Here is a 13,758-nt window from a genome sequence, read left to right on the forward strand (position 1 = left end):
GTATATAAAGTGTTTAGGTATGCTGAAAACTGAGTGTTGACCTCAGCGTGAAGGAGGGAGTTGAAGCGGTTTCTGATGAGTGCTGTTACTGAAGACTCGCCGGCCCAAGGTCGCGGGCTGGCCGTCAGCCCGCGACCGGAGCGTACGCGTCGGAACGCCGATACGTTCGTCTCGATCTTCCACCGCCGCGCTACCTCTGCTTCTAGTTCGTGGCGAATCCAGCCACAGAACGTCTGGAATGTGAACTGTTCGGGCAGGTCGCGCCCACCCTTTCGCGGTCGGACGACGGCTGTAAACGGATGCTGAACACATCCAGACGCAGACTTTCTCATGATCAACTCGTCGATACGATTCAGCGGATTACGTCGGTTGGGAAGTACCAGTCTTAGCAGTCACAATGCTGTGAAGATATGATTTCTGACTCAGTCCCAATTTTAATACCACATCCTTCATTAGTCAAACCGATATAGATCGCAGTCGACGACGCGAGGACGGCCGCTATTGCCATCACAATCGGCGCCAATGCAGTTGCTCCAAAATAGGCGGCGATCGCAGTAGCGACAGTGAAGGTGCCGGCAGCTAATGCGCTTCCCCATTGAATCTCATCGACAGCGTCGTCATCAAGATAGCCCACGTCGCCGTCAATCTCTGATTTCCCATTACAGTGGCTTTGGATCTGGACCCCACCTTTGCGATTATTGTCACTCTTGAAAAATTTACTACGCCCTTTTTCGGTTAGATCAACGTCAAGTTCGCCGGCACTCTTTTTTATTTTCCAGTATCCTTTTTCTACACCCTCATTCATTTGTTTAACAATTTTTTGGGCAGTGAATGTGAGCGATTTCCCGTTAGCAGAGATCTCAACTTTTTCCTTCCCAGATGTCCGACGTTTCGCTTTTTCCTTCCCAGGTGCGTTCACCTGACCTTTCACTTTTGCCTTACCGTTGGCGACCGTGATCGAATCTGTGAGTTTTTCGAACTTGTTGGATTCCTGATTGCCAATCGGCTTCTTGTCCTTTGCCGCAGCGGCGGAGCCAGCCATGAGACTGCCACCCATAAGACCGCTAGCTGATTTGAGAACACTACGCCTATTGATGTCGTTATAGCCTTCATTCATGAATTCATAAATATTTTGTACTTTACTGTGTATAAAACTTACCATTATGCTACTAGACCATATCATGGAAAGCCTCCCGTGGGAGGCCGCAGGGTTTGGAAACTGTGTCCAGCAGTACCAACGCCCTGCAAGACGTAGCTTCGGTAGACGACTTCTTGGATGCGGCGGCTACCGAGACAGAACCGCTGTTTGATCATCTTGCGTTCGAGTTTCTGCTGGAGTACGACGTGTTCGCCCCCGCCTACCGGGGGCGAATACGAGTGCATCAGCCACCAGATCTCTTTCGTGGCTTTCTGCACTGCTACTACGAGGATGTCTACGGTACGCGCCCAGTTACACGAGAACTTCAGAACGGCCTTGTCTGGTTACTGCGGACTCGACAAACCGCCATCTAGAGACAGGATTGATCGCTTTCTCACCGACCTCGAACACATTGTTGATGATGTCTTCGGCAGGCTCGTCGAGCAGGCCGCTGTCCGCGGCCTGCTCGACTCAACATACTCTATCGATTCAACCCACGTCGAAGGGATCCAGTACAACGACGCTGCATCGTGGAACTACGACCCAACAGCCGAGGAGTACTACTACTACGGCTTCGGTTGTACAATCGTCTCAACCGGTTCAAAGATCCCAATTGCAGCAGAATTCACCCAATCCAAGCAAGCATCTCAAGAGACGGCGGTCTGGATGCTGGGAGACAGCGCCTACGATGTCCTCGATTGGCACGACCACCTGCTGGCCGCAGGGGTCGTGCCAATCGCTCCGTACAATCCACGAAACACTGACGACCCGAAAGACATCGGGTACAGGGTCGAAGATCGCATCGAGGAACATAGCGAGGGCGTTCAGTTGAAGCAATCTATCTTGGACGAGACGTACAACAACCGGATAGGCGTCGAACGAACCAACGACGCGGTCAAGGACTGCGACCTCGGGCACGTCCGCCCCAAGGCCACGTTCACGCACGAACAGAAGTATTTGTTGCGCTCTGTCTACGACTCGTCGTTGCCATCACCAACTACGAGCGAGGAAACGATCCGGGCTGTGAGATATTATGAGATGGATTCTATGACACGCTCTTAGGGAGCTAATAGAAAGACAGTGAGCCGGACTCGAGAGAAAACTCCTCACTCAGAGCGAATTACTGCCCGTTGATCCACTCTCGGCTGAGCATCGGCGAGTGAGCGGTTCAGAGAACCCGAACGACGCCGTTCACCGAACGCGAAGCGTTCGGGCCGACGAGCGACCGTCGGGAGCGAGGAGTGCTTTTATACTAAATTTTGCTCTGCGGGCGCGGCGAAGCCGCGCCCTCGGCAAAATTTAGTCTCACATCATGCCGCCCATGCCACCGCCCATGCCGCCCATGCCGCCGGGCGCACCGCCGGGGCCGCCCTCGTCGTCGCCCTTGTCGGTCGACAGGTCGCCGGCGGAGATGATGTCGTCGATTTTGAGCACGAGGTTTGCGGCCTCAGCAGCGGAGGTAACGGCCTGTTCCTTGGCGTGGGCCGGTTCGACGACGCCGGCCTCGAAGGTGTCCTCGACGTCGCCCGAGAAGACGTTCAGGCCGGCCGTGATGTCGCCGTCGTCGTGGGCCGCACGCAGGTCGACCAGCGTGTCGATCGAGTCGAGACCCGCGTTGCCGGCGAGGACGCGCGGGACGAGCTCGAGCGAGTCGGCGAAGGCCTCGACGGCCAGCTGCTCGCGGCCGGAGACGGAGTCGGCGAAGTCTCGCAGGCGCGAGGCGAGTTCGACTTCGATTGCGCCGCCGCCCGCGAGGACGCGGCCGTCGGAGACTGTCTGTGCGACGACGTCGAGCGCGTCGTTGACGCCGCGCTCGAGTTCGTCGACGACGTGGTCGGTCGAGCCGCGGAGCAGGAGGGTGACGCCGTGGGCGTCCTCGCCCTCGACGTAGAACAGTTCGTCTTCCTCGTCGCGGGTGACATCGCCGAAGCCGAGGTCGGCCTCGGTCGCGCCCTCGAGGTCGGAGACGATCGACGCGCCGACGACTTCCGAGAGGAACTCGAGGTCGGACTTCTTGGCGCGGCGAACGGCGAGGATGCCTTCCTTGGCGAGGTAGTGCTGTGCGAGGTCGTCGATGCCCTTCTGGCAGAAGACGACGTCAGCGCCGAGGTCGGCGATTTTGTCGACCTTCTCGCGGAGCTGTTTCTCCTCGCGGTCGAGGAACTTCTGGAGCTGGTCGGGGTCGGTGACCGAAACCTCGGTGTCGACGTCGGTCTCCTCGACCTCGATGGCCTCGTTCAGGAGGAGGATGTCGGCGTCAGTCGCCGAGCGGGGCATGTTGTCGTGGACGGGGTCCTTGTCGACGATGCCGCCCTCGAGGAGGTCGGATTCGCCGGCGCTGCGGCCGGTCTGAGTCTCGATGTTGAGGAACTCGAGGTCGACGACGTTGTCGCCGTTCTCGTCCTCGACGGTGACCTGTCGGATGGCCTCGACGATCAGCTGGGCGAGGTGCTCCTTGTTGACCTCGGTGCCCTTGCCGGTCATCGAGGTTTCGGCCGTCTTCTTGAGGAGGTCCTCGTCGCTGGTGTCGATATCGGTCGCGATGTCGTCGATCTCCTCGCGGGCCTGCTCGCTCGCGAGGTGGAAGCCCTTGATGATCGCCGTCGGGTGAATGTCCTGCTCGAGGAGGTCCTCGGCGTTCTTGAGGAGTTCACCGGCGATCGCGACGGCGGTCGTGGTGCCGTCGCCGGCCTCGTCTTCCTGCGTTTCGGCGACCTCGATGATCATCTCGGCCGTCGGGTTGTCGATATCCATCTCCTTGAGGATGGTGACGCCGTCGTTGGTGATCGTCACCGATCCCATGGAGTCGACGAGCATCTTGTCCATGCCCTTCGGGCCGAGCGTGGACTGGACGGCTTCAGCGACCGCACGGGCGGCGCTGATGTTGTAATCCTGCGCGTCCTTGTCCTTGACGCGCTGGGAGTCCTCGCTCATTACGATCATCGGCTGCCCCTGCTGCATTCGCTGACTCATAGTCGAGCGGATGATTGATTGTGATTCTACATAAAACTTTCCCAATCGCTTCGACCACAGTGACGATCGGGAACGCGATTTGACGACGAAAACCACCGTAGTGAGCGATGGTGGCGACGATTATCGCCGTCGGTATTCGATCGTCACTCGTTCCCAATCGAACGTCCGGACGGTGCGTTTATATTGGATGCTCCCGTGCTCGATTCGGTCAGCGCGATGGAAGTCCGTTTTCTCGCCGAGCGGGCAAGTTCGTCGTCGGGATAACGAACGATTTGTGCGGCCGCAACGGTTCTCAATTGGCGGCGAACCGCCGGCCGAACCCTGACTCGGAACCGAGTCAACACAACAGAAGGGTTATGCCGGTAGTCTCGTATTACCACTCGAGCAATGGACGAGTCCCCGTCCTTTCCCGAATCGTTCGACGACCCGCGGATCACGCCCCAGTTCTGTCGCCGGCTCGCCGGCGACGCCGGCGACCTCGTTCTCCTCGGCGTCGTCCACGACCACCCCGCCAGCATCGCCCGCGTCGAGCGCGTCCTCGAGCGCGTCGGCCCGGAGACCCTCGCCCTCGAACTGCCGCCCGTCGCGATGCCGCTGTACCGCGTCTACGCCCGCGACGGCGACGCCGCCGACCCGACGCCGCCGCGGTTCGGCGGCGAGATGAGCGCGGCGATCCGCGCCGCCCCCGACGCGGACCACGTCGGGATCGACGCGCCGAACTGGTCGTTCCTCCGACGGCTCGTGGCGCGGTTGGTCGCCGACCGCGTCTCGCCCGCGACGGCCCGGCGCGTCCTCTCGAGCGTCGGCGGCGCGACCCGCGAGGCGCTCGCCTGCCGGGTCGCCGCGACGCTAACCCACGCGACCTCGATGACCGTCGTTCCCGGAGAGCAAGTCGAGTACGACTGCGAGCCGGACGACTCGCCGGAGCAACAGGCCGCCCACGAGCGCTCGCACGTCGCCGGCGTGCAGGCGCTGCTCGGCAGCGTCGAGACGGACGGCAGCGCGCTCACGTACCGGGACGACACGCGCGAACACTGCATGGTCGAGCGACTCGAGGCGATCCGATCGGAGCCGGGCGACGTCGTCGCCGTCGTCGGCGTCGACCACCTCGAGCGACTCGTGACGGACCTCTCGGCGTAGCGACTGACGATTTTTCGCGGCGAGCGCACGACTCGAGTAAGAACAGGACCCGGGGTGTCAGCGCTGCGCGGGCGGTTCGATCAGGATCTCGCCGTCCCCGTGGACGGTCACGCGGTGGCCCTCGACGACGAACGAGAGCGTCCCGCCGGTTCGCGGCGAGCCGTCGTGGCGCGGCCGGAAGAGAGCGTCTAGTGCATCCGGATCGACGGTGTCGTACAGCGAGATACGGCTGTCGGTCACGTCGACGCCCAGACAGTCCGCGAGCGCGTGAACGACGGTCGTACTGAGCGTCGCCGGCCCGTGCGGGTCGTGCGAGGCGCGATACAGGGATGGAGAGCGAGACTGCGAGGCGCGGGGAGCGTGTCCATACATTGCGGTCGTCTCCTACCACTCTCTGTTTGGAGACCAAAAGCGTAATCGTTCATTACTGGTCGAACTAGTCAGATCGAACGCAGATAGCGATCAATCGGGCTATATTTCTCTACAAATGGAACGAACCGTGTGCAAAGGAAGTGTCGAGCAGGCGGGACGGAGCGACGCAGCGTCGCTTCGATTTCCGGTCGAGAGCCACGGCCGGCAGTGCTCGGTTCTCGTCGCCGGGGCTCGAGCCGCCGTCACTGCCGCAGTCCCGAGATACAGTTCCAGCAGTACGTAAACGTCTGATCGGCCTCGTTTCGCGCGCCGCAGTGGGGACACCGGATCGTCTCCCCCTCGAGGTCCGGTTCGCGGTCCTCGTCCACCCGATCCGTGTCGCCGATATCGTCGGGTGCGCGCGGATAGCGGTCGGGACCGGGCGAGGATCGCATGCTCGCACGATCCGGATCAGCGAACGACGGCGCGCGGTCGCTGTCCTCGTCGTCACGCCGGACGTACAGGTAGTACAGTAACAGGTGTAACAGGGCGAACAACGCGACGTAGCCGATGAGCCAGCCCCAGAGCTCCATCACCATGTGGTACGTTCTCGAGACACTTGGATATTCCCCGATTTCCGGAACGGAGAGAGTCAGGACTGCGGTGACTATCACCGCCGTCGGGAGGTTCGGGAGGCGGTGATATCGAGCGGTTCGCTCGCGTCGACTTAGTCGAACTCGTAGAGGTCAGTCGAGAGGTAGCGTTCACCGGTGTCGGGGAGGACGACGACGGTCAGGTCGTCCGGGTTGGCGGTCGCGTAGTCGGCGGCGGCAGCCAGTGCGGCACCCGAGGAGATGCCGACTAGCACTCCCTCGTTGCGGCCCAGTTTTCGGGCCGCAGCTTTCGCTTCGCTCGCCTCGACGGCGCGGGTCTCGTCGACGAGATCGGTCCGGAGGATGTCCGGAACGAAGCCGGGACCGATCCCCTGAATGTCGTGGCTCGCGGTGCTGAGAGTCGAGAGGGTCGGCGACTCGGCGGGTTCGACCGCGACCGACGTGAACTCGCTCTTTCCCCGCTCCTCTTTGACGTACTCCGAAATACCGGTGATCGTCCCGCCGGTGCCGACGCCCGCGACGACCGCGTCGACTCGGCCGTCGGTCGCCGCCCAGATCTCCGGTCCCGTCGTCTCCCGGTGGGCCGCGGGGTTGGCCTCGTTCTCGAACTGCCGGGCCAGGATCGCGTCCTCCCGGTCGGCGGCGAGTTCCGCGGCGCGCTCGTTCGCGCCGCCCATCCCGTCCTCGGCGGGCGTCAACTCGAGGTCGGCCCCTAACGCCCGCAGGAGTTGCCGGCGCTCCGTCGACATCGAGGACGGCATCGTCAGCACGCAGTCGTAGCCGCGCGCGGCGGCGACGGCCGCCAGCCCGATCCCCGTGTTGCCGCTGGTCGATTCGACGACGGTGCCGCCGGGCTCGAGCGCGCCGTCTTCCTCGGCGGCGTCGAGGATCGCCCGCGCGATGCGGTCCTTGACCGAGTAGGGGTTGTGCGACTCGATCTTTCCGAAGCAGTTGTCGGCGAAGCCGTCCAGTCGAATCAGGGGCGTCTCGCCGATCAGTTCGTCGACGCTCTCGACGGCATCGATCTCGGCCGCGGGTTCGACGGTTCCGTCCATTATCGTCTTCGACCGCCGGGACCGCACTCCCAGTTTCCCCGAACGTCTTCGGGCAGGCTGCCGGCGAATCGGCGACTCGAGAGTGAAAGATCCCTTTGAGCTTGGGGTGGGCTTTTTTCCGTTCCCGCTAGTCGATTCTCCATGGATCGACGACAGTTCCTCGCGGCCTCGAGTATCGGCCTGACAGCGGCGATCGCGGGTTGTGCGGGCAACCCTCTCAGTAGTAACGACTCCGCGGAGCCGGACTCGGACGCCGCCACGAACGCGGCCGCCGGCGAAATCACGGTCAGCGCGAGCGGCGAGGTCGACGCGGACCCGGACCGGGCGATCGTCAGCGTCGGTGTGCAGGCCACGGGCGAGAGCGCCGACGCCGTAACCGACGAACTGGCGACGGGTGCCGAGCGGCTTCGCGGGACGTTCGACGAACTCGGCATCCCCGAGGAGAACATCGAGGAAGGACGCTACCGGGTTCACCCGAGACGCGGGCGAGACGCGGAGGGATTCGAGGGATCCCACTCCTTCGAGGTGACGGTCACCGACGTCGACCGCGTCGGCGAGGTCATCGACGCGTCGATCGAGGCCGGTGCCGACGACATCGGCCGGGTGAGCTTCACGCTCCAGGAGGAGACGCGCTCATCGCTGCGGAAAGACGCGATCGACGCCGCGCTCGCAAACGCCGACGAGGAGGCGTCCCATATCGCCGATAACCGCGAGGTCACGCTCGAGGGGACGACGGCGGTAACGACCGGCGACGTACAGGTCCGGACGGTACAGGAGAGCGTCACCAGCGGCGACGCGGCGGACGACGCAGCGCCGCCCACGGAGATCGAGGCGGACCCGGTCAGCGTGAGCGCCAGCGCGACGGTGACGTACGCGTTCGCCGAGTGACCGCGCCGATCGGAAAAGCGGACGCTTCGCGGTCGCACCGTATCAGTTCGAGATGGTTTTGGCCAGCCTAAACCGAACGCTTTTTGAATTGTTAGGGGAGCCTAAAGCGTATGGACAGACCGCAGCAGTTCGATCGAACGCGACGGGGATTCCTCGGAACGGGAGTCGCAGTCGGGAGCGCGGCGCTGGCCGGCTGTCTCGACGGAACCGGCGACGACTCGGGGGAAGGTGATTCGTATACGGTGTCGATGGCACCGATGGGGGATGTCGAGTTCGACAGCGTCCCGGAGAACGCCTTCGTCACGTTCACGCAGTACGCCGACATGGCGGTCGCGCTCGGCCACGGCGACGCGGTCCAGACGCTCTTCGCCCCGGAGATGTCGGGGACCACGATGAACAAGTTCTACGACCGGCTCGAGGGCGTCAGCGAGTTCGAGTGGGACGGCCTCGAGAACCCGCTCGACGGCGGCGTGACGAAAGAACAGCTCTACAACGCGGAGAGCGACGTTCACTTCCTCGATCCCTCCTACGTTCTGACGACCCAGCCCGACTGGAGCGAGGGAGACATCGACGAGATCGCCGAGACGGTCGGCCCGTGGATCGGCAGCTACCACAGCGGCGTGCACAGCGAGCCGGCCGAGGCCTACGCGGACAGCTACGAGTACTACACGCTCTGGGAACTCTTCGAGAAGGTCGCGGCCGTCTTTCAGGAAGCGGAGCGGTACGAGGCGCTCAACGAGGTCTACGAGGAAACCCGATCACACATCGAGTCGAACCTGCCCCCCGAGAGCGAACGGCCCACGGTCGCGCGGGTCACGCTCGGGGACGGCGTCTTCTACACCTACCACCTCAACACGCCCGGCTTCTGGCAGGCCGAAACGCGACCGCTCGGCGCACACGACGCGCTCGAAGACGTCGACTGGCCGGACGACGATTGGGGCAACATCGGCTACGAAACGATGCTCGAGGCCGATCCCGACGTCATCCTCCACATCTGGGGGATCACGTCGCAGTACGCCATCGACGACATTCGCGAGCGACTGGCGTCCCACCCCGCGGGCAGCGACCTGACCGCGGTCGAGAACGACCGGGTCGTCGCCAGCGGCATGCGGTATCAGGGTCCGATCATGAACCTGTTCCAACTCGAGATGACGGCCAAGCAGCTCTACCCCGAGCAGTTCGGCGAGTGGCCCGGCTACGAGGACGGCGAGTCCTACCCCGAGATACCCGAGGACGAACGATTGTTCGACCGCGAGCGCGTGGCCGAGATCGTCACCGACGGAGCGTAGCTGACTGACGACGGTTCCGACGGCGGCGACACAGGGTTGGACGCCGATCGGCGCAACGACCCAGCAACCGATATTGTTTTTAGGTCGGCCTAAAAATCTGAGGGCGATGAGATCGAGCGAAACGACGCGGCGGCAATTCATCGGTTCGGGGGCCGTCACCGGCGGGATGCTCCTCGCGGGGTGTATCAGCGGCGGCGGCACGGACACCTCGAGCGGCGAGACGTACACGGTCTCGATCGCGCCGATGGGCGAGGTCGAATTCGACGGCCCGCCCGAGGAGTGGACCGCGTTGCTGCCGACGTACGCGGACATGGGATTTGCACTCGGCGGCGGGCAGACACTCGGGATTCAGGACCGCGATCGGTTCGGGACCGACGCGTACGAGGAACTTCCCGGCATCGAGTTCGACGAGGACGACGTCGTGGAACTGACCGAAGGCGGCGTCGACACGGAACTGTTCTACGAGATGAACGCCGACGCCCATTTCATCGATCCACACATATTGACACACTGGTACGATTGGGATCAGTCCGATGTCGACAAAGTACGAGACGAGATCGGGCCCTTCTTTGGCAACTTCATTCGCCGCCACAGTGACGAGTGGCACGATTACCGCTACTACGATCTCTACGAGGCCCTCGAGTTGATGGCCGAGGTGTTCCAGGCACGAGCGCGTTACGAGGCGTACGTCGCCCTCCACGACGAAATGCTCGCGACGATCGACGAGCGACTGCCGCCGGCCGAGGAGCGACCGACCGCGATGCTCCTCTACCCGGCCAGCGGCTCGGGCCTCGAGTTCTTCCCCTTCCGATTCGACGACGGCGGGATCAGCACCAAACAGTGGCGCGATCTCGGACTGACGGATGCGCTCGCCGCGACCGACGTGGGTCACTACAGCTACACCGACAGGGGGACACTCGATCTGGAGACGCTCCTCGACATCGATCCCGAGGTGTTGCTGGTGCGCAATCACGGCGGTGAGTCCGACTCGGAGTTTCAGGAAGCGGTCCTCGAGCCGCTACAGGACGACCCAGTCGCGAGCGAGGTCCAAGCCGTCCGAGACGAGGCCGTCTATAATGCCGGCTACCTCGATCAGGGACCGATCATCAACTTCTACCATACCGAACGCGCTGCGAACGACATCTATCCCGACGCGTTCGCGGACGCGACGCTGTTCGACCGCGAGCGCGTCGCGAACATCGTTACCGGGGACTTCTGAGACCGGGGCGGATTGCGGACTGCGAACGCGATCGCCGACCCGACGCCGGTGTCACCCTCATGCTCGGTTCGCTATCGCAGTCGGACCGGTACGGGAACTGAGACGACTCTTCACGTCAATTCAGCAGAACTACGCCCGACCGAACCGGTATAGTTTTTAGGCTAGCCTAAAACATGGTGGGTATGCGACGGACTGAGACAACGCGGCGGCAATTGGTGGGGACCGGAGCGGCTATCGGCGGCGCGCTCTTGGCGGGGTGTGTCAGTGACGACGGACCCAGTGACTCGAACGACTCGAGCGACGGCCCGTACACGGTCTCGATGGAACCGATGGGAGCCGTCGAGTTCGACGAACCGCCCGAGGAGTGGACGGCGTTGCTGCCGAGTTACGCGGACATGGGGTTCGCGCTCGGCGGCGGTCAGACGCTCGGGATTCAGGGGCACGATCGATACGCGACGGAGGCCTACGACGAGCTTCCGGGCGTGGAGTTCGACGAGTCCGCGGTTCGGCAGCTGAACGACAACGGCGTCGATAAGGAACTGTTCTACGAGCTGGAAGCCGAGGCCCACTTCATGGAGCCGAACCAGTTGCGCAACTGGTACGGCTGGAGTGAGTCCGACGTCGAGGAGATCGAAACGGCCCTCGGCCCCTTCTTCGGCAACTTCATCCGGCGACGCAGCGACGAGTGGCACGACTACCGGTACTACGACCTCTACGAGGCCTTCGAGCTGATGGCCGAAGTCTTCCAGGCACGAGAGCGCTACGAGGCGTTCGTCGACCTCCACGACGAGATGCTCGCGACGATCGACGAGCGACTGCCGGCCGAGGAGCGACCGAACGCGATGCTCGTCTATCCGGCCGACCTGCCGCCGACGGAGTTTCATCCCTACCGGTTCGACGACGGCGGGGTCAGCACCAAGCAGTGGCGCGATCTCGGCCTGACCGACGCGCTCGTGGCCAGCGACGTGGGCCACTACACCGGCGACGGGGGCACGGTCGACCTCGAGACGATCATCGAGGTCGATCCCGACGTGCTACTGGTCCGCGGACAGGAGGGCGTCTCCGAGTCGGCGTTCCGGGAGTCGATCATCGAACCGCTGCGGGAGGATCCCGCCGCGAGCGAAGTGACGGCGGTCCAGGACGGAGCCGTGTACAACGGCGGCTACCTCGACCAGGGACCGATCATCAACTTTTACCAGACCGAACGTGCCGCGAAAGACATCTACCCCGACGCGTTCGCAGATGCGACGCTGTTCGACCGCGAGCGCGTCGCGAACATCATTACTGGCGACTTCTGAGACGGCAAGCGCGGAACGCAACCTCGAGCGGCGATCAGCCCGCCTCGCGGGCGGCCATCTCGTCGGACCAGGGATCGACTCGGGCAGGGGACGGTTCCGTCTCGAGATGGAACCGGAACCGGCGCTACCGGTGTCGATCAGTTGCAGCAAAACGGATAGGAAAACGGCTGCAGTCGGCGGTCAGTGGCGACGTTCAGTCGTCGGCGGGAACCGCCTGCGTGTCCGCTCGCTCGGAAGCCATAGCGAGCACGTCGTCGAAGAAGTCGAGGGTGTCTTCGGGGCCGGGGTTCGCTTCGGGGTGGTACTGGCGGGTGATGACGTCGTACTCGATGCCGTCGATCCCTTCCGGCGTGTCGTCGTTGACGTTGATCTGGGTGACCTCGAGGTGCTCACCCGGCTCGGCGACCGTGTAGCCGTGGTTCTGGGTGGTCATGACGACCTGCCCGGACTCGAGGTCGAGGACGGGCTGGTTGACGCCGCGGTGACCGAAGGTCATCTTCTCGGTGGTGCCGCCGAGCGCCTCGGCGACGATCTGCTGGCCGAGACAGATGCCGGCGACGGGCGTGTCCTCGACGAACGCCTCGACGAGGCCGATCGCTCCTTCGAAGTTGACCGGATCGCCGGGGCCGTTCGAGATAAAGAGGATGTCGGGGTCGACGGCCTCGACGGCGTCGACGCTCGCGTCGTAGGGGAACACGTGGACCGTCGCGTCGCGGGCGAGCAGCGAGTCGACGATCGAGCCCTTCGCGCCGCAGTCGATCAGGGCGACGGTCTCGCCGTCGTTGTCCTCGCCGTGAACCTCGGGTTCGTCGACGCTGACCTGTGCGCCGATATCGGTGTGGTCGCTCATGGCCTTGCACTGCTCGAGTTGCTCGAGCGCGTCGTCCTCGGTGACATCCTCGCCGACGGCGATGCCGCACTTCATCGCACCGCCGTCGCGGATGTCGGTGACGACCTCCCGCGTGTCGAGGTGGTCGACGGCCGGGACGCCTTCGCCCTCGAGCCAGTCGACGACGTCCTCGGTGAGTTCCTTCGCGAGCACGGCACGCGGGTGGACGCGGTCGTCCTCGAACCGCTCCTCGCGGACGCCGTAGTTGCCGATCAGCGGGTACGAGAAGGTCAGGATCTGCTCCTCGTAGGAGGGGTCGGTCAGACTCTCCTCGTAACCGGTATACGCTGTTGTGAAAACGAGTTCACCGCGAGCCGTCCCTTCTGCACGGCCACGTCCCTCGAGTACGTGACCGCCTTCCAGTGCGACGTAGGCTTCCGTCATTACGATCTACGTATCGGATGGACCATCATAAGTGTTGTCTTCGAAGCTCAGTTACGATTTTCGTAATCGGTAAGTGCGGGTCACACGTAGGTACGCATCTCCATGGACGACCTGGACCGACAGATCCTCGATATCCTCCGGCGAGACTCCCGGACGCCGTACACCGAGATCGCCGACGAGGTTGGAACCAGCGAGGGGACCGTCCGCAACCGCGTCGAGCGCATGATGGACGACGACATCCTCGAACGCTTTACCATCTCGACCCGGACCGGCAACGTCCAAGCGATGCTCGAGATCAGCGTCGCGGTCGACGTCGACACCAAAGGGGTCTCCGAGCGGATGGCCGAGTGGGACGAGGTCGACTTCGTCTGGATGGTCTCGGGCGAGCAGGACGTGGTCCTCGTGGTCGACGCCGCGGACACGCGCGGGGTCAACGATCTCATCACGAAAGCCCGCGATCAGGAGGAGGTCGTGAGCACGAAGACGCGGCTCATTCTGGACGAGGAACTCGGCTAGGTTG

The 13,758-nt window shown here is 63.3% G+C and carries 12 protein-coding genes and 2 pseudogenes; 7 read left to right on the forward strand and 7 right to left on the reverse strand.

Features of this window, described 5'->3' with window-relative positions; translation table 11 throughout:
- Window positions 1-98: 98 nt before the first annotated feature.
- Window positions 99-296, reverse strand: a pseudogene (locus ACT4ML_RS03915) (hypothetical protein); the annotation flags it as partial.
- 89 nt (window positions 297-385) lie between these two features.
- A complete protein-coding gene (locus tag ACT4ML_RS03920) occupies window positions 386-1,117 on the reverse strand; it encodes a hypothetical protein (protein WP_444719684.1) in 732 nt (243 codons plus the stop codon).
- Between the two features lie 104 nt (window positions 1,118-1,221).
- Between ACT4ML_RS03920 and ACT4ML_RS03925 the strand changes: the two are divergent.
- Window positions 1,222-2,175: pseudogene (locus ACT4ML_RS03925) on the forward strand (transposase).
- A 268-nt stretch (window positions 2,176-2,443) separates the two neighbouring features.
- Here the strand turns inward: ACT4ML_RS03925 and thsB are convergent.
- Window positions 2,444-4,111, reverse strand: coding sequence for a thermosome subunit beta (gene thsB, locus ACT4ML_RS03930; RefSeq protein WP_444719685.1), 1,668 nt, complete (start codon window positions 4,109-4,111; stop codon window positions 2,444-2,446).
- A gap of 387 nt (window positions 4,112-4,498) precedes the next feature.
- Here thsB and ACT4ML_RS03935 point away from each other — a divergent pair, with 387 nt between their 5' ends.
- Entirely contained in the window at window positions 4,499-5,251 is a 753-nt protein-coding gene (locus ACT4ML_RS03935) for a hypothetical protein (RefSeq protein ID WP_444719686.1), read from the forward strand.
- A gap of 57 nt (window positions 5,252-5,308) precedes the next feature.
- Here the strand turns inward: ACT4ML_RS03935 and ACT4ML_RS03940 are convergent, their stop codons facing one another.
- The 3 genes from ACT4ML_RS03940 to cysK form a co-directional block, all read right to left on the reverse strand.
- A complete protein-coding gene (locus tag ACT4ML_RS03940) occupies window positions 5,309-5,623 on the reverse strand; it encodes a HalOD1 output domain-containing protein (protein ID WP_444719687.1) in 315 nt (104 codons plus the stop codon).
- A 242-nt stretch (window positions 5,624-5,865) separates the two neighbouring features.
- Window positions 5,866-6,195 carry a DUF7577 domain-containing protein gene (locus ACT4ML_RS03945; protein ID WP_444719882.1) on the reverse strand — a complete coding sequence of 110 codons (330 nt, stop codon included), beginning with the start codon at window positions 6,193-6,195 and terminating at the stop codon, window positions 5,866-5,868.
- 134 nt (window positions 6,196-6,329) lie between these two features.
- Window positions 6,330-7,271 (reverse strand): cysteine synthase A, encoded by a 942-nt coding sequence (gene cysK / locus ACT4ML_RS03950; RefSeq protein ID WP_444719688.1) that lies wholly within the window; start codon window positions 7,269-7,271, stop codon window positions 6,330-6,332.
- Window positions 7,272-7,412: 141 nt separating this feature from the next.
- On the opposite strand from cysK, the gene ACT4ML_RS03955 reads away from it, so the two are divergent.
- From ACT4ML_RS03955 to ACT4ML_RS03970, 4 genes are all read left to right on the forward strand, one after another.
- The gene (locus ACT4ML_RS03955) at window positions 7,413-8,159 is read left to right on the forward strand and encodes an SIMPL domain-containing protein (RefSeq protein ID WP_444719689.1); all 747 of its coding nucleotides are present in this window, start codon (window positions 7,413-7,415) and stop codon (window positions 8,157-8,159) included.
- A 110-nt stretch (window positions 8,160-8,269) separates the two neighbouring features.
- A complete protein-coding gene (locus ACT4ML_RS03960; RefSeq protein ID WP_444719690.1) occupies window positions 8,270-9,448 on the forward strand; it encodes an ABC transporter substrate-binding protein in 1,179 nt (392 codons plus the stop codon).
- 244 nt (window positions 9,449-9,692) lie between these two features.
- Window positions 9,693-10,667 (forward strand): ABC transporter substrate-binding protein, encoded by a 975-nt coding sequence (locus ACT4ML_RS03965; RefSeq protein ID WP_444719883.1) that lies wholly within the window; start codon window positions 9,693-9,695, stop codon window positions 10,665-10,667.
- Between the two features lie 329 nt (window positions 10,668-10,996).
- A complete protein-coding gene (locus ACT4ML_RS03970) occupies window positions 10,997-11,965 on the forward strand; it encodes an ABC transporter substrate-binding protein (protein WP_444719884.1) in 969 nt (322 codons plus the stop codon).
- Window positions 11,966-12,158: 193 nt separating this feature from the next.
- Here ACT4ML_RS03970 and carA read toward each other — a convergent pair whose 3' ends face one another.
- Window positions 12,159-13,238 carry a glutamine-hydrolyzing carbamoyl-phosphate synthase small subunit gene (gene carA / locus ACT4ML_RS03975; RefSeq protein WP_444719691.1) on the reverse strand — a complete coding sequence of 360 codons (1,080 nt, stop codon included), beginning with the start codon at window positions 13,236-13,238 and terminating at the stop codon, window positions 12,159-12,161.
- A 102-nt stretch (window positions 13,239-13,340) separates the two neighbouring features.
- On the opposite strand from carA, the gene ACT4ML_RS03980 reads away from it, so the two are divergent.
- Window positions 13,341-13,754 (forward strand): Lrp/AsnC family transcriptional regulator, encoded by a 414-nt coding sequence (locus ACT4ML_RS03980; RefSeq protein WP_138243755.1) that lies wholly within the window; start codon window positions 13,341-13,343, stop codon window positions 13,752-13,754.
- Window positions 13,755-13,758 lie beyond the last annotated feature (4 nt).

The organism is Natrinema sp. LN54 (assembly GCF_052439245.1).
GTDB lineage: Archaea > Halobacteriota > Halobacteria > Halobacteriales > Natrialbaceae > Natrinema > Natrinema versiforme_A.